Origin of the sequence: Micromonospora sp. NPDC023888 (assembly GCF_040639415.1) — a bacterium.
GTDB lineage: Bacteria > Actinomycetota > Actinomycetes > Mycobacteriales > Micromonosporaceae > Micromonospora.
In genome coordinates this window covers 183,374-207,240 of record NZ_JBEZZW010000010.1, presented here as the reverse complement: position 1 = coordinate 207,240, position 23,867 = coordinate 183,374, and the positions used below count along the sequence as shown (strand labels likewise).

20 protein-coding genes are annotated in these 23,867 nt (G+C 71.2%); 13 read left to right on the top strand and 7 right to left on the bottom strand.

Annotation, left to right across the window (positions count from 1 at the left end; translation table 11 throughout):
* The 5 genes from AB0F61_RS12260 to AB0F61_RS12240 all read left to right on the top strand — a co-directional run.
* Positions 1–819 (top strand): 2-oxoacid:ferredoxin oxidoreductase subunit beta (locus tag AB0F61_RS12260; protein WP_357807615.1); only part of this gene is annotated, 819 nt, incomplete at its 5' end.
* Positions 819–2,432 (top strand): methylmalonyl-CoA mutase family protein, encoded by a 1,614-nt coding sequence (locus tag AB0F61_RS12255; protein ID WP_357807612.1) that lies wholly within the window; start codon positions 819–821, stop codon positions 2,430–2,432. The genes AB0F61_RS12260 and AB0F61_RS12255, both read left to right, overlap by 1 nt.
* Complete coding sequence (gene scpA, locus AB0F61_RS12250; RefSeq protein WP_357807609.1) at positions 2,429–4,567, top strand: methylmalonyl-CoA mutase; 2,139 nt, start codon at positions 2,429–2,431, stop codon at positions 4,565–4,567. The genes AB0F61_RS12255 and scpA overlap by 4 nt, the downstream gene beginning before the upstream one ends.
* Positions 4,564–5,538 (top strand): methylmalonyl Co-A mutase-associated GTPase MeaB, encoded by a 975-nt coding sequence (meaB, locus tag AB0F61_RS12245; protein WP_357807606.1) that lies wholly within the window; start codon positions 4,564–4,566, stop codon positions 5,536–5,538. The genes scpA and meaB overlap by 4 nt, the downstream gene beginning before the upstream one ends.
* Positions 5,539–5,569: 31 nt before the next feature.
* Positions 5,570–6,235, top strand: a complete 666-nt coding sequence (locus AB0F61_RS12240) for a 4'-phosphopantetheinyl transferase superfamily protein (RefSeq protein ID WP_357807604.1) — start codon at positions 5,570–5,572, stop codon at positions 6,233–6,235.
* Between the two features lie 14 nt (positions 6,236–6,249).
* Here the strand turns inward: AB0F61_RS12240 and AB0F61_RS12235 are convergent, their stop codons facing one another.
* On the bottom strand, positions 6,250–7,662 hold the full coding sequence (locus AB0F61_RS12235; RefSeq protein ID WP_357807601.1) for an acyl-CoA synthetase: 1,413 nt from the start codon (positions 7,660–7,662) through the stop codon (positions 6,250–6,252).
* A 274-nt stretch (positions 7,663–7,936) separates the two neighbouring features.
* On the opposite strand from AB0F61_RS12235, the gene AB0F61_RS12230 reads away from it, so the two are divergent.
* Positions 7,937–8,236 (top strand): hypothetical protein, encoded by a 300-nt coding sequence (locus AB0F61_RS12230; RefSeq protein ID WP_357807598.1) that lies wholly within the window; start codon positions 7,937–7,939, stop codon positions 8,234–8,236.
* A gap of 71 nt (positions 8,237–8,307) precedes the next feature.
* Here AB0F61_RS12230 and AB0F61_RS12225 read toward each other — a convergent pair whose 3' ends face one another.
* Positions 8,308–8,934, bottom strand: a complete 627-nt coding sequence (locus AB0F61_RS12225; protein ID WP_357807595.1) for a TetR/AcrR family transcriptional regulator — start codon at positions 8,932–8,934, stop codon at positions 8,308–8,310.
* A gap of 69 nt (positions 8,935–9,003) precedes the next feature.
* On the opposite strand from AB0F61_RS12225, the gene AB0F61_RS12220 reads away from it, so the two are divergent.
* The gene (locus tag AB0F61_RS12220) at positions 9,004–11,205 is read left to right on the top strand and encodes an MMPL family transporter (protein WP_357807592.1); all 2,202 of its coding nucleotides are present in this window, start codon (positions 9,004–9,006) and stop codon (positions 11,203–11,205) included.
* Positions 11,206–11,422: 217 nt separating this feature from the next.
* On the top strand, positions 11,423–14,023 hold the full coding sequence (rph, locus tag AB0F61_RS12215) for a rifamycin-inactivating phosphotransferase (RefSeq protein WP_357807589.1): 2,601 nt from the start codon (positions 11,423–11,425) through the stop codon (positions 14,021–14,023).
* Positions 14,024–14,132: 109 nt separating this feature from the next.
* Here the strand turns inward: rph and AB0F61_RS12210 are convergent, their stop codons facing one another.
* A complete protein-coding gene (locus AB0F61_RS12210) occupies positions 14,133–15,077 on the bottom strand; it encodes an acyltransferase domain-containing protein (protein ID WP_357807587.1) in 945 nt (314 codons plus the stop codon).
* Positions 15,078–15,285: 208 nt separating this feature from the next.
* On the opposite strand from AB0F61_RS12210, the gene wrbA reads away from it, so the two are divergent.
* Both wrbA and AB0F61_RS12200 read left to right on the top strand, forming a co-directional pair.
* The gene (gene wrbA, locus AB0F61_RS12205; protein WP_357807584.1) at positions 15,286–15,885 is read left to right on the top strand and encodes an NAD(P)H:quinone oxidoreductase; all 600 of its coding nucleotides are present in this window, start codon (positions 15,286–15,288) and stop codon (positions 15,883–15,885) included.
* Between the two features lie 191 nt (positions 15,886–16,076).
* Positions 16,077–16,829, top strand: coding sequence for a tetratricopeptide repeat protein (locus AB0F61_RS12200; protein WP_357807581.1), 753 nt, complete (start codon positions 16,077–16,079; stop codon positions 16,827–16,829).
* A gap of 9 nt (positions 16,830–16,838) precedes the next feature.
* Here the strand turns inward: AB0F61_RS12200 and AB0F61_RS12195 are convergent, their stop codons facing one another.
* On the bottom strand, positions 16,839–17,453 hold the full coding sequence (locus AB0F61_RS12195) for a class I SAM-dependent methyltransferase (RefSeq protein ID WP_357807579.1): 615 nt from the start codon (positions 17,451–17,453) through the stop codon (positions 16,839–16,841).
* 169 nt (positions 17,454–17,622) lie between these two features.
* The gene (locus AB0F61_RS12190) at positions 17,623–20,418 is read right to left on the bottom strand and encodes a BTAD domain-containing putative transcriptional regulator (RefSeq protein WP_357807576.1); all 2,796 of its coding nucleotides are present in this window, start codon (positions 20,416–20,418) and stop codon (positions 17,623–17,625) included.
* Positions 20,419–20,629: 211 nt separating this feature from the next.
* Here AB0F61_RS12190 and AB0F61_RS12185 point away from each other — a divergent pair, with 211 nt between their 5' ends.
* The 3 genes from AB0F61_RS12185 (at position 20,630) to AB0F61_RS12175 (ending at position 21,790) form a co-directional block, all read left to right on the top strand.
* Complete coding sequence (locus AB0F61_RS12185; RefSeq protein WP_357807574.1) at positions 20,630–21,091, top strand: PLAT/LH2 domain-containing protein; 462 nt, start codon at positions 20,630–20,632, stop codon at positions 21,089–21,091.
* A 128-nt stretch (positions 21,092–21,219) separates the two neighbouring features.
* On the top strand, positions 21,220–21,516 hold the full coding sequence (locus AB0F61_RS12180) for a chorismate mutase (protein WP_357807572.1): 297 nt from the start codon (positions 21,220–21,222) through the stop codon (positions 21,514–21,516).
* 55 nt (positions 21,517–21,571) lie between these two features.
* Complete coding sequence (locus tag AB0F61_RS12175; protein WP_357807570.1) at positions 21,572–21,790, top strand: hypothetical protein; 219 nt, start codon at positions 21,572–21,574, stop codon at positions 21,788–21,790.
* 92 nt (positions 21,791–21,882) lie between these two features.
* Here the strand turns inward: AB0F61_RS12175 and AB0F61_RS12170 are convergent, their stop codons facing one another.
* Both AB0F61_RS12170 and AB0F61_RS12165 read right to left on the bottom strand, forming a co-directional pair.
* Positions 21,883–22,467, bottom strand: coding sequence for a VanZ family protein (locus tag AB0F61_RS12170; RefSeq protein ID WP_357807567.1), 585 nt, complete (start codon positions 22,465–22,467; stop codon positions 21,883–21,885).
* A gap of 105 nt (positions 22,468–22,572) precedes the next feature.
* Complete coding sequence (locus AB0F61_RS12165) at positions 22,573–23,817, bottom strand: serine hydrolase domain-containing protein (RefSeq protein ID WP_357807564.1); 1,245 nt, start codon at positions 23,815–23,817, stop codon at positions 22,573–22,575.
* Positions 23,818–23,867 lie beyond the last annotated feature (50 nt).

Genomic DNA, 23,867 nt, shown 5'->3' with positions numbered 1-23,867 from the left:
GGGATGCACTCGATCCACGGCCGCGCCCCGGCGATCGCGACCGGCCTGTCGGTGTCCCGGCCGGACCTGTCGGTCTGGGTGGTCACCGGCGACGGCGACGCGCTCTCCATCGGCGGCAACCACCTGATCCACGCACTCCGCCGCAACGTCAACCTCAAGATCCTGCTGTTCAACAACCGGATCTACGGTCTGACCAAGGGCCAGTATTCTCCGACCTCCGAACTCGGGAAGATCACCAAGTCGACACCGGCCGGTTCGGCGGACCCACCGTTCAACCCGCTCTCGTTGGCGTTGGGGGCCGAGGCCACGTTCGTGGCGCGCACCATCGACTCCGACCGTAAGCACCTTCAGACGGTGCTCCGCGCCGCCGCCGAGCATCAGGGCAGCGCCCTCGTCGAGATCTACCAGAACTGCAACATCTTCAACGATGGTGCCTTCGAGCTGATCAAGGATCCGACCAGTCGCGACGACCATCTGATCCGCCTGGAGCACGGCCAGCCGATCACGTTCGGCGCCGAACGACAGTTTTCTGTCGTGCAGCCGGACGGCGGCTTCGGCCTCAAGGTCCAGGAAGGTGGTCGGGCCATCGTCCACGACGCCACCGTCGAGGATCCGGCCTACGCCTTCGCCCTCACCCGACTCTCCGGCTCCGACCTGGGCACCACCCCGATCGGCGTCCTTCGAAACGTCCACCGACCCAGCTACGGCGACCTCGTCCAGAAGCAACTGCGGGACGCAGCCGTCGACGCGAGCCCTGAGCAACTGCTGAACGAGCTACTTCAGCAGGCCGACACCTGGACCACGAAGGAGGCGCAGTAGTGTCAGTCACCACGGAAAGCCCGGCGACCCTGGATCTCTGGCGCGAGCTGGCCCTGCCGGTGCTCCGCAGGACCGGAAAGGTCGTCGACGCGGCCGACGTCGACCGCATCCTCAGCACGACCACCGACGACGGCGTCACGATCGCACCGCTGTACGTGGACGGTCCCGCGGTGCCGGAGGTGCACCCCGCCCCGGGCCCGTGGGACGTCCGCCAGCAACTCACTGACGAGGCCGATCTGGCCGACGAGGTGGCCGGGGGGACGACCTCGCTCTGGCTCGTCGGCGAGGACGTGCCGCCCGCGGTCCTGTCGAGTGGCCTCTGCCTGGTGCTCGACGCCGGCCCGCAGACCGAGGTGGCCGCCGACGCGCTCCTGCGCCAACTGCGGGACCGCCCGGTGCCACTGTGCGGAAACCTCGGTGCCGACCCACTGGGGCTGGCGATCCGCACCAATCGGTCACCCCGGATGGCGCCGCTGACCCGGCTCGCCCGCCGCTGTGTCGACGAGCACCCGCCGCTGCGGGCCGCCACCGTGGACGCCAGCGTCTACCACGATGCCGGTGCGCCAGACGTGCTGGAGCTGGCCTACGCGCTGGCCGCGGGAGTCACCTACCTTCGCGAGTTGACCGCCGCGGGCCTCGACGTGCGGACCGCCATGGGTCAGATCGAGTTCCGCTACGCGGTGGGCTGCGACCAGTGGCAGGCCATCGCCAAGCTCCGCGCCGCTCAGCTCCTCTGGACCCGGGTGGCCAGGGCTGCCGGAGTCGCCGGACCGCTGCGCCAACGTCAACACGCGGTCACCTCCCGGCCGATGATGACCGCCCGCGCTCCGTGGACGAACATCGTCCGGTCCACAGTGGCCGCGTTCGCCGCTGTCGTGGGTGGGGCGGACGCGGTGACCGTTCTGCCCCATGACGCGTGCCGCGGCCCGTCCGGCGCGGACGCCCGGCGGCTGGCTCGCACGACTCACGCTGTGCTGCGGCTGGAGACCGAGGTTGGGCGCGTCGAGGACCCGGCTGCCGGCTCCTGGTACGCCGAGCACCTCACCCGTGACCTGGCACTCGCCGCCTGGGACCGATTCCGCGCTATCGAGCGCAACGGCGGAATGGTGGCCTCCGTCGCCGACGGCACGGTCGCCGACGAACTGGCCCAGGCCGCGCAGCGGCGCCGAGCCGACGTCCGCCGCCTGCGCCGCCCGATCGTCGGCGTCACCGAGTTTCCCGCTCTCGACGAGGACCCACCCGCGACCCTCACGGAAGGTCGGCACGCGGTGGAGTTCGAGCGGCTGCGCGACCGCGCCGCGGACGGCAAGGTGTCCCCGATCGGCCTGGTGGTGCTCGACTCACCGGCAGCGGCCGCCGACACCGCGATCGTCGAGCGGGTCCTCCAACTCGCCGGCCTGCGCACCACCGAGGAGGTGTCCACCGCGACTGTGGTGTGTGTCTGCGGGCTGGACGGCGACCCGATCCCCGAGCGACTGCGCCGTCCGGGGGTACACCTCTGGGCCGTCGCCCCTCCGACGGCCGGCGTGATCGCGGACGGCCTCATCTACCCGGGCTGCGACGCGGTGGCCGTGCTCGCGGCGATGCTGGACCAGGCGGGAGCGCCACAATGATCCCGGACTTCGGCGACCTTGAGTTCGGCGAGCCCGAACCGGCCCTGATCACCAGCCAGAGCAGTGCCGGTGACACGCTCGAAGGCATCCCGCTACGGCACCGGTACACCGTCGGCGGCGTCGGCGGCGGCGTGCCCGGCGCGCCGCCCTTCCTCCGCGGCCCCTACCCGACCATGTACACCACCCAGCCGTGGACGATCCGCCAGTACGCCGGTTTCTCCACCGCCGAGGAGTCCAACGCCTTCTACCGCCGCAACCTGGCGGCCGGGCAGACCGGTCTGTCGATCGCCTTCGACCTGCCCACGCACCGCGGCTACGACTCCGACCATCCCCGGGCGCGCGGCGACGTCGGGATGGCCGGCGTCGCCATCGATTCCCTCCTGGACATGCGCATCCTCTTCGACGGCATCCCGCTCGACCGGACGAGCGTGTCGATGACCATGAACGGGGCCGTGCTCCCGATCCTGGCGCTCTACATCGTCGCGGCGGAGGAGCAGGGGATTCCCCCGGAGAAGCTCAGCGGGACCATCCAGAACGACATTCTCAAGGAGTTCATGGTCCGCAACACCTACATCTATCCGCCGGCGCCGTCGATGCGGATCGTGGCCGACATCCTCGCCTGGACGGCAGCCCGGATGCCCCGATTCAACTCGATCTCCATCTCCGGCTATCACATGCACGAGGCCGGAGCCACAGCGGATCTGGAGCTCGCCTACACGTTGGCGAACGGCCTCGAGTACCTGCGGGCGGCCCGCGACGCCGGCCTGGACATCGACAAGGTCGCCCAGCGGCTGTCGTTCTTCTGGGCGGTCGGCATGAACTTCTTCATGGAGGTCGCCAAGCTGCGGGCCGGCCGGGTGCTCTGGTCCGAGCTGGTGTCCGGTTTCGGGGCGCACAGCCACAAATCGCTGAGCCTGCGTGCGCACTGTCAGACCTCGGGCTGGTCACTCACCGCGCACGACGTCCTGAACAACGTGGTACGCACCGCTGTGGAGGCGATGGCGGCCACCCAGGGGCACACCCAGTCGCTGCACACGAACGCCTTCGACGAGGCGCTCGCCCTGCCTACCGATTTCTCCGCCCGGATCGCCCGGGACACCCAGCTCCTGCTGCGCGATGAGGCCGGCACCACCCGCGTCATCGATCCGTGGGGCGGCAGCGGGTATGTCGAGCACCTGACCGCGGGCCTGATCGCCCGGGCCCGTACGCATCTCGCCGAGATCGAAGCGGCCGGCGGCATGATCCAGGCAATCGGGCAGGGACTGCCGAAGATGCGGATCGAGGAGACCGCGGCGCGGACGCAGGCCCGGATCGACGCGCGTCGCCGCCCGGTGGTTGGCCTCAACGTCTTTCCCGCGCCCGAAGGGGAGCGGATCGAGGTGCTGAAGGTGGACAACGCCGCGGTGCTGCGGGCCCAGACCGAGCGTCTGCGCCAGCTGCGGGAAGTCCGGGACGAGGCTGCCTGCGCCGCCGCCCTGGAGGCGATGGTGGTGGCCGCGGCCGGCCCGTCCAGCGCCACCGGACCGGGTAACCTGCTGCACTGTGCCGTGGAGGCGGCGCGGGCCGGCGCGACGGTGGGGGAGATGTCGGCCGCGCTGGAGCGCGTGTACGGCAGGCATGTCGCCACCGTCCAGACGGTGTCCGGTGTCTACCAGCGGGAGAGCGGCGACGACAGCGCGGTCCGGGACGCCCGGGCGGCGGTCTCCGCGTTCGCCGTCGGACACGGCCGCCGGCCCCGGATCCTCGTCGCCAAGATCGGGCAGGATGGACACGATCGTGGACAGAAGGTCGTCGCCGGGGCACTCGCCGATCTGGGTTTCGACGTGGACGTCGGGCCCCTGTTCCAGACGCCGCGTGAGGTCGCCACTCAGGCGGTCGACGCCGACGTGCACATGGTCGGGGTGAGTTCGCTCGCCGGCGGCCACCTCAGTCTGCTGCCCGAGCTGCGGGCCGAGCTGGTGGCGATGGGCCGCGGCGACATCCTCGTGGTGATCGGCGGGGTCATCCCACCGGGCGACCACGATGCGCTGCGCTCGGCCGGCGCGGCCGCGATCTTCGGTTCCGGGACGGTGATCGCACAAGCCGCTCAGAAGTTGCTCGCCATCCTGGACGATCGCGCTGGCGGCACCCGGTGAGCACCGGTGTGGAGGCCTGCGCGGAGGCGGTCCTCGCCGGCTCACGGGCCGCGATCGGCAGGGCCATCACGATGCTGGAGTCGACGCTGCCGGCCGACCGCGACAACGGGCGGAGACTGCTGCGCCAGCTCGCCCCACACCGCGGGCGCGCCCACCGGATCGGCGTCTCCGGCGTGCCCGGCGCCGGGAAGTCCACGTTGATCGACGCGCTCGGCGCCCTGCTGATCGAGCGCGGGCACCGGGTGGCGGTGCTGGCCGTCGACCCGTCGTCGGAGCGCACCGGTGGCAGCATCCTGGGCGACGCCACCCGGATGTCCCGGTTGGCGGCGGCACCGGAGGCGTACCTGCGGGGGTCGCCCTCGTCCGGGCGGCTCGGCGGCCTCGGCCGCGCCACCTCGGCGGCGGTGGCGGTGGTGGAGGCAGCCGGATACGACGTCGTGCTCGTGGAGACGGTCGGCGTCGGCCAGTCGGAGACCGCCGTGGCTGCCATCGCCGACACCTTCCTCCTGGTCGGACTGGTGGGCGCGGGCGACGACCTGCAGGGGCTCAAGATGGGCGTGCTTGAGCGCGCCGATCTGATCGTGATCAACAAGGCGGACGGCGACCGCGACAAGCCGGCCCAGGCCGCGGCGCGCCAGCTTGCGGGGACGCTGCGGCTGTTGCCCCGGGACGGCCGGCCGGTGCCGCCCGTGCTCACCTGTAGTGCCCTCGACGGCACCGGACTGGTCGAGCTCGCCGACCGGCTGGCCGCCAGGTACCGGTCTGGCACCGAGTCGGGCGAGCTGGCGCGGCGTCGGTCTGAACAGAGCGTCGAGGCGATCCGGGTGCAGGCCCGGCATGCGGTCCTGGACGAACTGGCAGCGGTGCCGGTGCCAGCCGGGGTGGACGCGGCGGTGGCGGCCGGCACGCTCGCGGTGGCCGATGCCGCCGATGCGCTGGTCCGGGCGTACCACGACAGGATCCTTGCGTGAACCGGTGCGCCCTGGTCCGCGTGGTGGCACCGTGATCGAGCGGATCCTGCCACCCGGCGCGGCCACGGCCGAGGCCTTCGACGACGAACTGCCGGCCCCGCTCTTCCGGGAGGAGGAACAGTTGGTCGCGCGGGCGGTCGCCACGCGTCGTCGCGAGTTCGCGACCGGTCGGCGTTGTGCCCGGGAGGCGCTGGCGAAGCTCGGGCATCCCGCCGTCCCGCTGACGGCGGGGGAGCGAGGAGCACCGCGCTGGCCGGACGGTGTGGTCGGTAGCATCACCCACTGTGCGGGATACCGGGCCGCCGTGGCCGCTCCCGCCACGCTGCTGAGCGCGGTGGGTGTCGACGCCGAGCCGCACGAGGCGCTGCCGACCGGGATCCTGGACGCCATCGCCGGCACCGGTGAGCGCGACCTGATCGCCCAGCTCCGCGCGAACGATCCGACGGTGCACTGGGACCGGTTGCTGTTCTGCGCCAAGGAGGCGGTGTACAAGGCGTGGTTTCCGTTGACCCGCCGGTGGTTGGGTTTCGAGGACGCGGCCGTGTCACTCGACCCGGTCGGCCGCCGGTTCGAGGCGCGTCTGCTGGTGCCCGGCCCGCTCGTGGGCTTCTCCGGGCGGTGGATGGTGGACCGTGGACTGCTGCTCACGGCGGTGGCGGTGGGTAACGGCGTGTCGCTCGGTGGGCCGCCGCGCTGAGCGCCCCAGCCGGATCACTCTGCCCTGAGCTGGCTCTTCTGCACCTTGCCGAGCGCGTTGCGGGGCAGGGCTTCGAGCAGGCGCACCTGTCGGGGCCGTTTGTGTGTCGACAACTGTCGGGCCACGAACTCGATCAGTTGCGCCTCGTCGACCCCGTCACCCACGACGTACGCCGTCACCTGCTGGCCGAGGTCGGGGTGCGGCGTACCCACCACCGCGGCCTCCCGGACACCGGGATGCGCCAGCAGCGCGTCCTCCACCTCACCCGCGCCGATCCGATAACCGCCGCTCTTGATCAGATCGGTGGCGGCCCGGCCGACGATGCGGTGCCAGCCGTCCGGGCCGATCGTGGCCACGTCGCCGGTGCGGAACCATCCGTCCCCGGTGCGGGTGGCCGCGTCCGCGTCGGGCCGGTTCAGGTACCCGTCGAAGAGGGTCGGGCCGCACACCTCAAGCTCGCCCATCGCCACCCCGTCGGTGGGCATCGAGCGGCCCTGCTCGTCCACCACGCGGGTGCGTACTCCCGGCAACGGCAGACCGACCGCGCCGGGGCGGCGGGGACCGTCGGCGGTGGCGCTCACCGTGATCAACGTTTCGGTCATCCCGTAGCGCTCGACGGTCTGGTGGCCGGTGAGCCCGGCCAGGTCGGTGAAGACCGTCGCGGGCAGGGCGGCGCTCCCCGACACCAGCAGCCGCGCGGCGCGGAGGGCCCGGGCCGAGGTCGGGTCGGCGGCGATCCGGGACCAGATGGTGGGGACGCCGAAATAGAGGGAGCCGGCCGCTGCCGCGTACCGCTGGGGTCGGGGTTGGCCCACGTGGTGCAGCCGGCTTCCCACTCGCAGGGGGCCGAGCACGCCGAGCACCAGGCCGTGCACGTGGAACAGCGGCAGGCCGTGGACGAGCAGGTCGTCCGGCGTCCACTGCCACGCCGCGGCGAGCCCGTCGAGGCAGGCGGCGATGGCTCGGCGGGAGACCATCACGCCCTTCGGCGCGCCGGTGGTGCCACTCGTGTAGAGAATCAGCGCGATGCCGGCCGGATCCGGTTCCGGACGGATGGTGTCCGATCCTCGTCCGAGGTCGATCGGGATGGTCGGTAGCCCGTCGAGTGCCTCCCGGCGTTCACCGTCGGCCGGCACGAGCAACGCTCCGGGCGCCGAGTCGCGCAGAATGTGCTCGCGCTCCAGCGGGCCGGCGTCCGGCGGCACCGGGATGACCGTGGACCCGGCCAGCAACGCACCGACCACACCGACCACCGTGTGCAGGCTGGCAGTCGCGTCGACAGCGACACGGTCCACACCGTGCAGGTCGTCGGCCACCGCGGCGGCGAGCCGGCGCAACTGCACCCACGACGCCGCCCGGTCGTCGATCCGGATCGCATCCGGGTTCTCGTCTGTCGACGCGAGCAGCCAGCTCAGCAGCACAAGCACGGGACCCTTCTCGTCGTACCCGGCGGCGCGCCGCAGGCACGGTCAGGGTCGCGGGTGTGATCGACGCCTGCCGCACGTACTTTCGGACGTTTCGAACCTAGCCGGGCCTACCGCGGTGGGCCACCCCTACCGACGGCGCCATACCGCACGGGGTGCGTGACGCCGTCCGGCTCCAGGCCGGTGCCGGGATTAGGGGTGAGGTAGGGGTGCTCCCAGGGCGGCCGGGATTCCTACCCTGGGCGGGGACATCCACGCTGGTTCGGGGAGGGGTCGCATGAGCGCCGAGGGCAAGTGGCAGTTGACGACCGACAGCCCGATGGGCAAGCAGCGGCTCCAGCTCGACCTCCAGACCGCCGGAGACCGGGTCACGGGAACCGTCACCAATCTCGACAGCGGCCTGACGAGCGAGGTACTTGACGGCGCGGTGTCCGGCGCCGACCTGCACTGGAAGATGAAGATGTCGAGGTTCAACGTGACTCTGACCTTCACGACCGTCGTCGACGAGAACACCATGGCCGGCACGGTGAAGGCCGGCATGTTCGGCAGCTTCCCGGTCTCGGGCGTACGCGAGTAGTCGATCGGCGTCGGGTCAGGAGTGGTTCGGGCGCCCCGACGGGGCGCCCGATCGCGTTTCGCGCAGGTGGATCAGCCGGTGCCGCCGAGGTGTTGCCAGGTGGACGTGATGGCCGTTTCCAGCTCGGCGCGCATCTGCTGCGGATCGGCGGCCAACCGGGCCGCCACCGCGGCGTCGGAGTAGAGCACGGTGATCGCGCCGACCAGGGTGCCCACCACGGCACCGACAAGCGCCGAGGCGGCTACCGGGTCCAACGTGTCGGGATACGCGTCGAGCAGCGCTCGGACGAGCTGGCGTTGACCCTCCAACACCTTGCGTACGGCACCGGCCTGCAGTGCCGGTGTCTGGAGGATCAGGTCGGCGCGGATGCGCTCGGACTGGCCCATGAGGTCGGTGTCGGAGTGGAGCACCGAGCGGAACGCCCGGAGCAGCAGTTGCGCGGGGGTCTCGTCCGGACCGGGGTGCGCCAGCACATCGGTGAAGAGGTCCAGCTTGAGCGGGGGATCGTCGAACAGGACGTCCTCTTTGCTGGCGAAGTGGACGAAGAAGGTGCGGGGCGAGACGTCGGCGGCGGCTGTCACGTCGGCGATTGTGGTCTCGTCGTATCCCTTGCTGGCGAACAGTGCGATCGCCGCGTCGACGAGCGCCTGCCTGGTGCGCGCCTTCTTCCGCTCGCGAAGGCCCATGTTGCCCGTCATCGCTGCATCCTACAAGCCCTGATGTTGCAGTCATTGCAATAATGCGCTCGCTGCACTTACCGTGTGGGCATGCAGAGAACCCTTGAGCGGGTGGGGCGTACCACCGCCCGGCGCCCATGGCTCACGATCGCGGCCTGGGTCGTGAGCGTCCTCGCGTTGCTCGGTGTGGCTCAGGCCAGCGGCGGCGTCTTCGTCAACGAGTTCCGCATTCCCGGCGCGGAGTCGCAACGTGCCGTGGACCTCACCCAGAAGCACTTCGCCGAACTCGGGGCCGCCAGCGCCGACGTCGTCTGGCACAGCGACAGCGGCACCCTGCGCGATCCGACCCGGGCCGACGCCATCCGCGCGGTGGTCGCGGACTTCGCCGGCCAGCCGGATGTCCGGTCCGCCGCCGACCCGCTGGCCGAGGGGGGCGGTCAGCTCAGCGCCGACGGCCGCACCGCGATCAGCTCCGTGCAGTACGACAGGGAGCTCGGCGACCTCACCGCCGAGCAGAGCGAGCGGCTCGACGCCGCTGCCGACAGGGCTCGTGCCGCCGGGCTGACTGTGGAGTTCCGTGGCCTGGTGGTGGATCTCGCTGCCACCCCGGAGACCAGCGGCTCCGAGCTCATCGGCGTCGGAGCGGCGCTGCTCATTTTGTTGCTCGCGTTCGGTTCGGTGGTCGCCGCCGGACTGCCCGTGCTGGTTGCCGTGCTCGGGCTGATGGCCGGCACCGCACTGGTGTTGATCGCCGGAACCAGCATGGACATCCCGGCCATCGCCCCGATCGTGGCGGTGATGCTCGGCCTGGGGGCGGGTGTCGACTACGCGTTGTTCGTGGTCACGAGGTTCCGGCACTACCTCTCGACCGGTATGCCGAAGGCCGACGCCGTCGGCCGGGCGCTCGCCACAGCAGGCCACGCGGTGCTGTTCGCCGGCGCCACGGTGGTGGCGGCGATCCTCGGCCTGCTGCTCACCGGCATCCCGTTCATCGGCGGCATGGGTGTGGCCGCGGCGTTGACTGTCAGCATGACGATGCTCGCCGCACTGACGCTGCTGCCGGCGGTGCTCGGGCTGCTGGGGCCGAAGGTCAACGCCCTCCGCATCGGCCGTCGGCGCAAGGACGCGCCGGTCGCCGGAGAGCCCGGCGCGGCTCAGGCGCTCGGCGGCTGGGGCCGGTGGGCGGACCGCGTCGCGAAGAACCGCTACGCGTACGCCGCCGGTGCGCTGCTGGTCCTCGTCGTGCTCACGATCCCGATGTTCAGCCTGCGGCTGGGCACACCCGACGACGGCAACGCCCCGACGAGCTTCACCCAGCGCAAGGCGTACGACACGGTTGCCGCGGAGTTCGGCGCCGGCTGGAACGCGCCTTTCCTGGTCGTTGCCGACCTGCCGAGCGGTGGGCAGGGCGACGCGATGATGCAGAAGCTGAGCAGCGGCCTCTCGGCCGATCCGGAAGTGTCAGTGGTGACCCCGGCCCAGCCGAGCCAGGACGGTGGCTTCGCGCTACTCACCGTGGTGCCCAGGCACTCGCCGCAGGACGCCGAGGTCAGTGACCTGTTGCACCGCATCCGCGATGACGTGGCACCGGCGGCCGAGCAGGGCACGGACGGGCGCATCTATGTCGGCGGTCCCACCGCCTTCGTCACCGACCTGTCCGACGCGGTCGGCAGTCGGCTGCCCTGGATGGTGCTCGCCGTGCTGGTCGTGGCGGCACTGCTGCTGATCGCGATGTTCCGGGCGCCCGTGATCGCCATCAAGGCGGCGGTGCTGGCGCTGCTGTCGATCGGCGCGGCGTTCGGCGTCCTGGTGGTCATCTTCCAGTGGGGCTGGGGCCTGTCGCTGATCGGCATCGACGAACCCGTGCCGATCATGTCGATGGTGCCGATGCTGTTGTTCGCGGTCCTCTTCGGGCTCTCGATGGACTACGAGGTGTTCCTGCTCTCGGCCGTCAAGGAGGAGTACGACAGCGGCCACGACGTCCAGGGCGCCATCCTCGTCGGCGTGGACGGCACGGGTCGGCTGATCACGGCCGCCGCGGCGGTGATGACTGTGGTGTTCCTGTCCTTCGTGCCGATCCAGGACACCAGCATCAAGATGATCGGTATCGGTCTGGCGACCGCGGTCATCATCGACGTCACCGTCATCCGGCTGGTGCTCGCACCGGCGGTGCTGAGCATCCTCGGGTCGGTCGCCTGGCGTCGGTGGCCGGGCCGGCGTAACGAGGGGCCTCAGCCTGCGACGGGCGACCACAACAAAAGGCAGGGAGATCAGACTCCCTGCCACTTCTAACTTATACCGTACCTGGGGGCTTGCGGCAAGACCCGGGTCGTGGCGCAGAATCGGCGGCCGGACACGGCGCCGACGAAAAACGGGGGTACGACGTGGGTGTGTTGTCGTTGTACGGGGGGCGCGGCCACCGCGGTCCGCGGATGAGATCGGCGCGGCGGTTGCTGGCGTTTTCGGCGGCCGCGATGCGACGGAGCACGGCGGCCCGGGAGGTGCGGCGATGATCGAGCAGTACGTTGTGGATCTTCGAGAGGTCGACCAGAGCCGTGTCGCACTCGTCGGCGGCAAGGCCGCGAACCTGGGTGGGCTGTCGCGGATCGACGGCATCCGCGTGCCTGCGGGATTCTGCGTCACCACTGCTGCCTTCCGGCGGATCGTGGCGGAAGGGCCGGCGATCGGCGGCCTGCTTGATCAACTGTCCCGCCTGAGGCCGGATGACCGGGAGGCGATCGGCGCGCTCAGCGCCGAGGTCCGCAAGCGCATCGAAGGGATCGCCATCCCCGACGATCTCGCCGCGGCGATCACCGGCGCGCTCCTCGTGCACGGCGAGCAGTCCGCCTACGCCGTGCGTTCCAGCGCGACCGCGGAGGACATGCCGACGGCCTCCTTCGCGGGCCAGCAGGACACCTACCTGAACATCCTGGGCCCGGCGGCGATCCTCGCGCACGTCAGTCGGTGCTGGGCGTCGCTGTTCACCGAGCGGGCCGTGACCTACCGGCTGCGCAACGGCTTCGACCACCGGAAGGTCGGCATGGCCGTGGTCGTGCAGCAGATGGTCTTCCCGCGGTCGGCCGGTGTCCTGTTCACGGCCGACCCCGTCACCGGCAACCGGAAGGTCGCCACGGTGGACGCCAGCTTCGGCCTCGGCGAGGCCCTGGTCTCCGGCCGGGTGAACCCGGACGTCTTCACGGTGCGCGACGGTGCGGTCGTCGCCAGGGCGGTCGCCGCCAAACAGGTCGCCGTGCACGCCGTACCGGGTGGCGGAACGCAGGAGGTGCCGATCGACCCGCAGCGTCAGGAGCAGCCGGCGCTGACGGATGCGCAGGTCGTGCGGCTCGTGCGGCTCGGGCGGCGGATCGAGGCGCAGGTCGGCTGTCCGCAGGACATCGAATGGTGCCTGGTCGACGATGACTTCCAGATCGTGCAGAGCCGGCCGATCACCACGCTCTTCCCCATCCCCACGGCCCCCGACCAGGAAAACCACATCTACCTCTCCGTCGGCCACCAGCAGATGATGACCGATCCCATGAAGCCGCTGGGCCTCTCCATGTGGCAGCTGACGGCCATGGCGCCGATGCACGAGGCCGGCGGCCGGCTGTTCGTCGACGCGACCCGGATGCTGGCCGCGCCGGCGAGCCGTGCCAACTTCCTGGAGATGGCCGGCCGGATCGATCCGCTGACCCGGGACGCGCTGGAGACCGTCCTCGACCGCCCCGACTTCGTCCCGGCGCTGCCGGACAGCGAGCCCGTCAGGCCGCCGGGCGGTGCGACGTCCACCCCGATCGAGAACGATCCGGCCATCGTCACCGGGCTGATCGAGCGCAGCGAGGCGTCCATCGCCGCCCTGCGCCACGACATCGACACGTTGACCGGGCCAGCGCTGTTCGACTTCCTGCTGGAGGCCTTCGCGGAGCACAAGCGGAATCTCGGCGATCCGTTGAGCATGCAGGCGATCATGGCGGGGATGCAGGCCACCTGGTGGCTCAACGACCGGCTGTCGGAGTGGCTCGGCGAGAAGAACGCCGCCGACACCCTCACGCTGTCCGCCCCCGGCAACATCACCTCGGAGATGGGGCTCGCGCTGCTCGACGTCGCGGACGTGATCCGTCCGTACCCGGAGGTGGTGGAGTTCCTGCGGGGCGTCGAGGACGACGACTTCCTGGACGAGCTGCCGAAGCTCGCGGGCGGGACCGAAGCGCGCGACGCCATCGAGGCCTACCTCGACCGGTACGGCATGCGCTGCGTCGGCGAGATCGACATCACGAGACCGCGGTGGCGCGAACGCCCCGCCACGCTCCTGCCCGTGCTCCTCGACAACGTCGCGAACTTCGCGCCGGGCGCCGCCCAGCGGCGCTTCGAGCAGGGGCGGCAGGAGGCTGAGAAGAAGACGCAGGAGGTGTTGACGCGCCTGCGGGCACTGCCGGACGGGGAGCAGAAGGCCGACGAGACCAAGCGGATGATCGACCGCGTCCGGATCTTCGTCGGCTACCGGGAGTACCCGAAGTACGGCATCATCAGCCGCTACTTCGTCTACAAGCAGGCCCTGCTGCGGGAGGCCGAGCGCCTCGTGCGGGCCAACGTGCTCCGCGAGCGGGAGGACGCCTTCTACCTCACCTTCCAGGAGTTGCACGACGTCGTGCGCTCGAAGCAGGTGGTGGACGACACGCTGATCCAGCAACGCAAGGACGCGTTCCGGTCGTACCAGGCGCTCACGCCGCCCCGGGTGCTGACCTCCGACGGCGAGGCCCTCACCGGGGCGTACCGACGCGACGACGCGCCGGCCGGCGCCCTGATCGGCCTGCCGGTCTCCGCCGGGACCGTCGAAGGGCGCGCCCGCGTCATCCTGGACATCGCCCAGGCTCATCTCGAACCGGGTGACATCCTCGTCACGGCGCACACGGACCCGAGCTGGACGCCTCTCTTCGTCGCCATCGCAGGCCTGGTGACGGAGGTCGGAGGATTGATGACACACGGCGCGGTGATCGCCCGGGAGTATGGCCTGCCGGCTGTCGTCAGCGTGGTGGACGCCACCCGGCTGATCTCCGACGGACAGCGGATCCGCGTACATGGCAGCGACGGGTACGTCGAGATTCTGCAGTGACCCACCGGTCACCGCCGTGGACGCCCGCCGACCGGTGCGGCGCGGTACGCGTGCGGCTGAGGGGCCGCGAACGGGGCGGCCCGTGGTGGCACCGTCGCCAGTGGTCTGGCTAGATCGGGAATCGGCCCCGGCGCCAGCGCCAGTGGCGGCCGGCCTTCAGGTGGTCGACGACGGCACGCCGGAGCACGGTGTCGCGCGGCAACGAGTCGAGTGGGGTGGTCAGGGTGCGGAACACGAATCGCAGCACCTCGACATCGGCGTCCAGCCCTTCCGGTTCCTCGTAGGGGTCCAGCTCGAAGCGCTGCTGGAACCGGATGATGTTGGAGGCCTCGGGCAGGTATTCCCGCAACTGCGGGTCGAGCAGCCAGGAGCCGCAGGCGAACGCGGTGTAGTGCTCGTCGGGAAAGTGGCGTGGGAAGAACGCGCGGGCCTGGTCGAGCGACGCCGCGACGGCCTCCGGGGTCAGCGGCCCCGCCTCGGGGATGTGCAGGTCGATGGCGCTGCCGCCGCGCTGGTGCTGCAGTCGGCCCAACTCGTAGAGGCCCCCGCGCGCGTGCAACGTCAGCCAGCTCTGCATGACCGGCCAACCCTCGCGGTGCATCCGCCTGTCGATCGCGAGGTTGCGGCCCAGGTCCGCGAGGGTCGCCCAGGACACCTCATCGGTGATGCCGTGGTCGCGGTGGTATCCCCGGACGACGTCGACCAGGGCCAGGTACGCGTACACGTAGAGGTGCCGCCAGGCCGGACCTCGTTCGCGCGGCAGCTCCGGACCGGGCGGCAGCCAGGCGTGGCCTCCGAGGTCGGCGAGGACCAGAGCGGTCGAGCGGTCGAGCAGCCAGCGCAACTCCGGGGTCCACGATGGTGAGTCGGGGTCGGGCCAGCCGGCCATGATCTCGGCGGCGTCGTCCGGCCGTACCGCGAGCCGGTCCAGGATCGCGGGCGCGTCGGCCTTGGCGGGAAGCGGGGCCGACGGATGGTCGTTCGCCAGGCGGTGCACGCGGTCGACGTCGTCGACGGGTACCCCGAGCCGGTCGGCGGTGACGTCCAGATCCACGCGGCCGATCGTACCGGCCACTGGCCTGCCCCAGGGGCCGCCGGTTCTCCGCCGCCGAGCACCGTTTGTCGCAATCTGAGGCCCTCACCGTGGGCGGACGCGTCGAGCGACGGGGTCCGGTGGCAACCGGTCGCTGCCGTTGCTAGAGTCAGATTGTTGCCGGCGCAAATTTATCGGCGGCAACTACCTCGACGAAAGGACCCCTCCGATGACTAAGCTCGCCGTCATCTACTACTCCTCGACCGGCACCGTCCACGCCATGGCCAAGCGGCTCGCCGAGGCCGGCGAGAAGGCCGGCGCCGAGGTGCGGCTGCGCCAGGTTCCGGAGCTTGCCCCGCAGGAGGCCATCGCCTCCAACGCTGCCTGGAGCCAGCACTTCGACGCCACGAAGAACGAGGCGAAGGCGACCGCCGACGACGTCGTCTGGGCCGACGCGGTGCTGTTCGGCAGCCCCACCCGGTTCGGCAACGTCGCCAGCCAGCTCAAGCAGTTCCTCGACACCCTCGGCCCGCAGTGGGGGCAGGGCCTGCTGGCCAACAAGGTGTACGCCGGCTTCACCGCGACCATGACCGCCCACGGTGGGCAGGAGTCGACGCTCCTGGCGCTCTACAACACGATCCACCACTTCGGCGGTCTGGTCGTCGCACCCGGCTACACCGACCCGGTGAAGTTCGCCGACGGCAACCCGTACGGCGTCTCGCACGTCACCGGCGGGAGCAACGACGCGCCGCTGGGCGACGCGCAGTTCAACGCCCTCGACCACATGGCTCAGCGGGTAGTGACGATCGCCGGCAAGCTCGCCGCCTGACCGTCGGCGCGGCCGCAACCGGCCGAGCGACACAATCGACCTGCCTGGGGCCGGTTTCCCGGCTGTGGAAACCGGCCCAGGGCATACTCGCTTCCCGGGCTGACCTGGCCGACGACACGACGCCGGCGGCGGCGCACTTGACCAGGCCAGCACGGATCGAGGCGCGGCCCGGAGCGGGAGGGACGACAGACGTGGGTTTCAGCGAGGATGTTCGCGCGGCCTTCCGCCGGGGCGAGACCGACGCGGTGGTGCGGATGAGCGAGGCCGAGATCGACCGGGCGCGGGCGGCCGGTGATCCGTCGGGGGAGGTGGAGGCCCGGTACGCCCTCGCCCGGGTCGCCATCCGTGCGGGTGACCTCCCTGGCGGGGAGGCGCGCGCTCGGCAGGCGCTCGGGGTGGCTCTTCGCTCCGGCGACCGGAGTCTTGAGGAGCGACCCCGCCACGTGCTGGCCGCCGTGGCCCGGATGTCCGGCGACCTGACCCGGGCTCGGCAGCTCTACCAGGACAGCATCGCGCTCAACGAGGCTCTGGGCCAGCCCAGACTCGTCAACTCGGAGACCCACAACCTCGGGTTCTGCGAGTTGGGTCTCGGCAATCTCGACTCGGCACGGACGTTGTTCGCCGCGAGTCGGGAGAGGGTCTTCCGGAACGGCTGGGCGGACTTCGTCCCGTACGTCTGCCTGGCGGGCGCCGCGCTCGCGTCGGCCCACGGTGACCACGCGCGGGCCGGTCGGCTGGTCGCCGTCACGGACGCCGCCTTCGCGGCGCTGGGCCAGGTGCCCGATCCCGATGACGCGGCCGACCTGGCGGCCGTGCGGGCGGCCGCCGTCGAGGCGCTCGGCGCGGCCGGCTTCGCCGCGGAGTACGCGCAGGGGCAGCATCTCGAACCGCGTGCGGCGTTCGTCGACGGCGCCGACCGACCCGATCGACACCCACCGCGCTGACGGTCCCGGCTACCCGGCTCGGCCCTGCGCGACGGCCGCGATAGCGGCATATGGCCGCTGACCGCCTTCGCTGGGCCGCTGTTGGCGTGCGACCTCCCGGAAGCCGGCCCGGTTGAGTCGCTCGGAGACCTCGTCGGGGGGCCAGCGGTAGGCGGTCACCACCTTGTGGTCGAAGGGACCGACCTCGTCGGCGTCGAAGAAGCCCAGCACGAACCGCCCACCCGGGGCCACTGCCCGCCGGAACTCGCTGAGCACCCCGTCGAACTCCGCTGGCGGCAGGTGGATCGTCGAGAACCAGGCCAGGATGCCGTCGATGGAGCCGGTGGCGACGTCGAGGCGTTCGAACGACCCGAGCTGGAACTCGACGCCCGGGTGGGCCGCCTGTGCGTGGGTGACGAACTCGGGGACCAGGTCGATCCCCCTGGCGTCGACGCCCAGCGAACGAAGGTAACCGGTGAGATGGCCGGGGCCGCAGCCGAGGTCGAGCACCGTGCCGGGCTGACCTGCCAGGTGTCGGCCGATGAAGGCGAGGTCGTCGGGGTCGACCTGTTGGCTCGTGCCGAACAGGTCGATGTAGAGATCTGCGATGGACCCGTACGCCTGCCGAACCTTCGCCCTCTGCACCGTCGGAACTATACGAGCCCCCACGTCGCTACGCCGCCCGGCACGGGCGCTGAAAACGGCCACCGGCGCGGGATCCACGCGAACCTGCGGGCGTTGACGCACCGGGCGCCGTGTCGGAGTCGCAGCCCACTCCGCCAGCGGCCGACGGGTGCCCTGCGGCCGGGCCGGGTCAGGCGCAGGGTGCCGGGGTCGGGGGTCGGACGGGCGGGTGGTGGCGGAGCATGGCGCGGAGCCGGTCGGCGTCGGAGTGGCCGAGCGCGCCGAGGATGTCCAACGCCCGCACCCAGGCGAGCCGGGCGGCCTCCGGGTCACCCGCCGCCTGGTGGCTCTCCCCGGCGTGGGTGAGCGTGTCGGCCTCGTAGTAGCGGTCGCCGAGATCCCGGAACAGCTCCACCGCCCGCTGGTAACAGGCGGTGGCCTGCCGGTAGTCGCCGAGGTGGTGGTGGGCGTAGCCGATGCTGTCCCAGGTGTTGGCCTCACCGAACCGGTCGCCCACCTCGCGTACCAGGCGCAGCGCCCGCCGGCAGTGCCGCAGGGCCGCACCGTGGTCGCGGAGTTGGGCGTACTGCCAGCCGACCGAGTTGAGGGCGCGGGCCTGGAGGGCGCGGTCGCCGACGGCTTCGAACAACGCCAGCGCGTGCTGGGCGTGGGCCAGGGCCTCCCGGTGCCGCCCCTGCCGGGCACAGACCCAGGCGGTGCTGCGGGCCACGTGCGCCTGGCCGGTCAGGTCGCCCAGGAGGGCGTACAGGTGGGTCGCCTGTCGGAGTTGGGCGTGCGCCTCGGTGAACTGGCCCAGTTGGGCGCGGGCACGGCCCAGACCACGACGTACGCTCGCGGCCGCCCAACGGTCGGCGAGCAGGTCGGCGGCGGTCGCCGCCGTCTCGTGGGTCGCGGCCCAGTCCTGCCAGTGACCCTTGCGGTCGAAGAAGTCGGCCATCGTCCAGGCCAACCGCCACGCGTGCGCGTGCAGCCCGTCCTCGGCCGCGCGGGTCACGGCGTTGAGCAGCACCGGATGCTCCGCGATGAACCAGGCCATCGCCTGCCCGGCGTCGGCCGGCGTCACCGCCGCGACGCCCGGGTCGACGATGCCCGGGTCGATCGGATCGCGGAACGGTTGCAGGAGCCGGGCACCGGCGTACGCGATGTGCAGGTACGAGTCGAGCGCCCGGCGCACGGCGGCCCGACGTTCGCCGTCGCTGTCGAGGTCGTGGGTCAGCTCGGTCGCGTAGACGCGCAGCAGATCGTGGATGGCGTACCGGCCGGGCGCGTGTTCGATGACCAGATGGGTGCGGGTCAGCTCGGTCAACAGCCCACGGGCCTCGCGCAGCGGGACGCCGGCCAGGCTGGCCGCGGCGGGCACGGCGATGTCCGGACCGGGATGCAAGCCCAGCAGCCGGAACATCCGACCGGCCGCCGGGCTCAGCGCCCGGTACGACCACGAGAAGACGGCGCGCACGTCGGTGGTCGGGTCGCCGCCGTCGAAGGCGTCCAACGCGTCGGCCGCGTCGCGTAGCTCGCCAGCCAGGGCCGCCAGCGGGAAGCCGGGACGGGTGGCGGCCCGCGAGGTGGCGACGGCCAGCGCGAGGGGCAGCCGGGCGCAGCTCGCGATGATCTGATCGACGGCGACCGGCTCGCTGGCGACCCGATGACCGCCCAGCCGGCGGGCCAGCAGGTCCCGGGCCTCGGACGCGGGCAGCAGGTCGAGAGCGAGCGGCTGGGCGCCCTCGCCGGCGACGAGCGGGGTGAGCTGGTTGCGACTGGTCACCACGGCAAGGCAGCCGGCCGAGCCGGGCAGCAGCGGGCGGACCTGCTCCGCGTCGCGCGCGTTGTCGATCAGGACGAGGACCCGCCGGCCGGTCAGCAGACTGCGGTAGAGCGCGGCCTGGGCGGACAGGCCGGCCGGGACGCGCTCCACCGGCACACCGAGCGCGTCCAGGAATCCCCGGATCGCGTCGGCGGGGTCCAGCACCGCCCCACCGGCATCGAAGCCCCGCAGGTTGACGTAGAGCTGACCGTCCGGGAAGTGGTCGGCGACCCGGTGGGCCCAGTGCACGGCGAGCGTCGTCTTGCCGACTCCCGGTGTCCCGGAAATGATCGAGATGACCACCCCGGGTGGGTTTGGCGCACCCGACCGGCCGAGCCGTTCGTCAAGCCAGCGCAACTCGTCGTGACGACCGGCGAAGGCGCGTACCGCCGGGGGCAGTTGGGCCGGCGCGGACTTCCGGGCCGCGACCGTGACCACCTCGCCGGCCGGCGCCGACCAGGCGAGCGCCGGGTCCTGCGCCAGGATGGCGCGCTCCCGGTCGCGCAACGCCGGGCTCGGCTCGATGCCCAGGTCGTCGCGGAGGGTGCGGCGCAACCGTCGGTACGTCGTGAGCGCGTCGGACTGTCGGCCGGCGCGGTAGAGCGCCACCATGAGTTGTTCGTGGATGTGCTCGTCGAGGGGATGGTGCTGGGCCAACAGCTCCAGCTCCGGTACGAGTCGGGCGTGCTCGCCGAGCGCCAGGCGGTTGTCGGTGAGCGCGCGCACGGCGACCAACCGGAGGTGTTCCAGGCGTTCGGCCTGCGCGTGCAGCCAGTCGAGGCTTGCGACATCGACAAGTGAACGACCCCGCCACAGGTCAAGGGCATCGGCCAGCAGCGTGCGGGCCCGTCCGTGGTCGGTCGACCGGGTGCCCTCGCGGATCAGCCGCTCGGCCACCTCGACGTCGGTGGCCTCGCCGGGCAGATCCAGCAGGTAGCCGGGTGGGCGACCCACGATCGCGCCGCGGGCACCGAGGACACGACGCAGGTAGGACACGTGGCTCTGCAGGCTGTTCGGGGCGGTGGCGGGAGCCTGGTCCGCCCAGATCACGTCGATCAGGCGGTCGGTGCTGACGATGACGCCCGGGTGCAGGGCGAGCACGGCGAGCACGCCTTTGCGGCGGAGTCCGGAAATCGTGAGGACGGTCGTCTCCGTGGTCACGTCGACTGGTCCAAGAAGCCTGACTCGCATTGGGCCCCCCGCCTCAACCACACGATTCGGCTCAGGTTATCGACCGAACAGGCGGCCTGGACGGCTCAGTCGGAGACCGGACGGTGCCGGCATTTTCAGCGCCACGTCAGCGTCGCGGCAGTAGGCGCTGCCACAGTCGTCGCAGTAATCGTGCTCAGCTCCCAGTAGGAGGAAGTCAGTCATGAGATTCCGAATTCCCATCGCAGTTGCCGGCGCGCTCGTCGTGATGATGACGGCGTTGCTCGGCGGCACCGCCGCCAGCGCCGCCGCGGCCGGTGACATGGGCGTCAACGCTGTTCAGCGGTACACGATCTTCGTGCACACCGCGAACATCAACGGTGCCGGCACCGACGCCACAGTGAAGATGAAGGTCTACGGCACGGTCGCCGAGTCGCCCGGCTACGTCAACCTCGACAACTCGGCCGACAACTTCGAGCGCAACAGCAATGACTATTTCGGGCCATTCTCGTGGTTCGACATCGGACGCCCGGACTTCATCGGTGTCTACAAGGGAAGTAATGGTTCCGAGTGGTACCCGGAGTACGCGCAGATCTACGCGCACGCCACCGGAACCTGGTACAACTGCCCGATGAACGCCTACTACGGCGACGGCGAGGAGACCCGCTGGTTCGACTGCCCCTGAGGTCGCACCCGATCCAGCGCTTCGACGGTGTCCCCGGCCGACAGACGGCCGGGGACACCGCCGTTCTCGGCGTTCGATCGGTTGGAGACGGTCCGAGCAGCCGCTCCCGCCGTGCGACGATTTCCGGCATGACAGACACCGCGTCGGCGCTTACCGACATCCGCGCCCAGATCGACGAGTTGGACGCGGCGCTCGTCGTGCTGCTCGCCCGCCGGGAGGCGCTGGTCCGGCGGGCGGCCCCGCTCAAGAGCGACAAGCAGGCGGTCCGCGCGCCGGACCGGGTGGCGCAGGTGGTGGCCCGGGTCCGCACGCTCGCGGGCGACGCCGGCGCGGATCCGGACCTGATCGAGCGGATCTACCGCGGCATGATCCAGGCCTTCATCGACATGGAGACCGACGAGCACCACCGGCTCGGCGGCGCCTGAGCGCTCCGCCGCCATCCCGTGTTTGTGGCACCGGCCCGTCGGGCACAGAATCACCATGGCGAATGAACGAGTCAAGTCAGTCGGCGGCTACGTCATGCGACTTGTCGGCGGCGTGGCGGTCATCGTGGGCCTCCTGGGCCTCTTCGCGACCCTGGCCCAGGGCAACGTCACCGGGCTGGTCCTCAGCATCATCTTCATCGTGGGCGGTGTCGTCCTGCTCAAGCGGTCGCCAGACCTCGGCCGAGCGGGTCAGAGGGAACGCGGCCCCGCGTGACCCTCCACGGCGGCGCCACCGGCTCCCGCACGAGAGCGCGAGGTGTCAGGCCGGCCTTAACCCCCCTCGACGTCTGATCTTGGCGCTGGTCTTCAGCGTCGCGTTGCCATGGGTGATCGAGATGGATCTGACGACGCTCGGTTCGCAGTGCGCCACCAGCGGCGTGACGCCAGCGCGGCCAGTCCGGCGCCGGCGGCGTTGAGCAGTACGTCGTCCACGGACGACACCCGATCCAGCCGCAGGACGTACTGCGCGGCCTCGACCAGGACCGAGCAGCCCGCCGCGAGCGCGACGATCCGCGGCACCGACGCCAGCACCGCGAACCGCAGTGGGGCGAAGAATCCCAGTGCCGCGAACACCAGCAGGTTGCCGACGACCTGGCCCGTCAGCGTCACCGGCCCCCGGTCGGTGAGGATCGCGAGCAGATCCAGCAGCGGTACCAGGCTCGTCCCGGCCCGGGTGCCCGGCAACAGGATCATCCATACCCATGGCACCGTCAGGTAGACGATGCCGACCTCGGCGAGCGACATCCGCCACGCCCACGCCGGCGTGCTGCCGGTGGCTTTGCGGCGGCGTGCCAGAGCCGACACCGCCAGCGCGGCCAAGGGCAGTGCGGCCATCGTGGTCGCCACCACGCCGGTGAACGTACCGATCCAGTAGTGCCAGTCTTTGAGCACGCCAACTCCGCTTCCGTCCGTCCACCCAGGCCGTCCCTGAACGGCTGCTGGCCCAACCAACCGCTGCCGGGCGTGAACCACCCACGAACAGGTCAGGAGATCGCGTCAGCCACCCCCACCCGGCCCGCCGCCGTCGGGCGAACCCCCGGTGACGGCCTGCATCTCCCGTTGGCTCATCTCCTGCAGCGGCGCGCCGTCGCTGTTGCTGAGGATGACCCCGACCCAGCCGGTGTACGGGTAGCTGCTCCAGCTGGCGCCGACACCGGGGTTGCCGCCGGCACGCGCGAACATCCACTGACCGTTGACGATGCGGACCGGAATCGTGTAAGACCCGAACGACGCCGGACCGTGGGGGATCTTGGCCGCGGTGAGCAGGTCGGCCCAGGGCCGGTTCAGCACCGTGCCGTCGCCCAGCGCGTGCGCGAACCGGACCAGATCCGGCGCGGTGGCGAAGCCGCCGTCCCCCGGGGCATCGATGAAGGCGCGGCCCGGGTTCTTGCCGGCCAGGTACGGGCTGCTCTTGTCCAGGTTGCGGACGGCGTCGACCCGGTTGCCGTCGGCCAACATCATGTAGGGGTGCGCGATGTGCCTGTCGGTGAGCCACTGGGGCCTGGTGTAGAACCCCGTGCCGGTCATGCCGCAGCGCCGGAAGATGTTCTCCTGGACGTAGTCCCAGTATGTCTTGCCGGTCACGGCCTCGATGATCAACGCGGGGATGGCGACCTCGGCGCCGGCGTGGTCGGTGGGAGTGCCGACGGGGGCCACCAGCTTCGACTGCCGGGCCCACTGCTCGCAGTACTCGCGCACCTCCTCCCGACTCTGGAAGACGCGTTCCGTGTCCTCGGCCGGGGTGTTCATCCCGGAGTTGCCGGCCAGCATGTGGTGGATGGTCACCTGCTCGGCGATGTCCTTGGGAAAGCCCGTCAGGTACCTGCCCACCGGGTCTGTCAGCCGCACCTTGCCCTGCTGCGCCAACTGCAACACGGCCACCGCGTGGAACGGCTTGCCCGCCGAACTGAGGCTGAACGCGATCCCCTCGTGGTTGCGGATCCCCTTCTCCTTGTCGGCCATGCCGTAACTGCGGGACAGCACCGTCCGCCCCCGGTGCGACAGCAGCACCACACCGGAGAACCTGCCCTCCGTGGCCAGTTGCGCCACGTACCGGTCGTAGGCTCCGCCGGGCAGGGTGTCCGGCGGGATGCGGTCGTGCCCGGACGAGCCGGTCGGGGCCGAGCCGGCGTAGCCGATCCCGGCACCCATCAGCGGCACTCCGGCCACCGCGCCGGCGGCGGCCAATCCGCCCCAGCTGATCAGCCGCCGCCGGTCGACACCACGTGAAGCCGATTCCATGATCACGTCCTTCCCGATCGACACACGGACCGATGCAGGTCTACCGACGA

Bases quoted from the DNA above. Each gene is read 5' to 3' on its own strand.
- scpA (WP_357807609.1), top strand. From the start codon at position 2,429: ATGATCCCGGACTTCGGCGACCTTGAGTTCGGCGAGCCCGAACCGGCC.
- AB0F61_RS12230 (WP_357807598.1), top strand. From the start codon at position 7,937: ATGAGCGCCGAGGGCAAGTGGCAGTTGACGACCGACAGCCCGATGGGC.
- AB0F61_RS12225 (WP_357807595.1), bottom strand. From the start codon at position 8,934: ATGACGGGCAACATGGGCCTTCGCGAGCGGAAGAAGGCGCGCACCAGG.
- AB0F61_RS12220 (WP_357807592.1), top strand. From the start codon at position 9,004: ATGCAGAGAACCCTTGAGCGGGTGGGGCGTACCACCGCCCGGCGCCCA.
- rph (WP_357807589.1), top strand. From the start codon at position 11,423: ATGATCGAGCAGTACGTTGTGGATCTTCGAGAGGTCGACCAGAGCCGT.
- wrbA (WP_357807584.1), top strand. From the start codon at position 15,286: ATGACTAAGCTCGCCGTCATCTACTACTCCTCGACCGGCACCGTCCAC.
- AB0F61_RS12185 (WP_357807574.1), top strand. From the start codon at position 20,630: ATGAGATTCCGAATTCCCATCGCAGTTGCCGGCGCGCTCGTCGTGATG.
- AB0F61_RS12180 (WP_357807572.1), top strand. From the start codon at position 21,220: ATGACAGACACCGCGTCGGCGCTTACCGACATCCGCGCCCAGATCGAC.
- AB0F61_RS12175 (WP_357807570.1), top strand. From the start codon at position 21,572: ATGGCGAATGAACGAGTCAAGTCAGTCGGCGGCTACGTCATGCGACTT.
- AB0F61_RS12165 (WP_357807564.1), bottom strand. From the start codon at position 23,817: ATGGAATCGGCTTCACGTGGTGTCGACCGGCGGCGGCTGATCAGCTGG.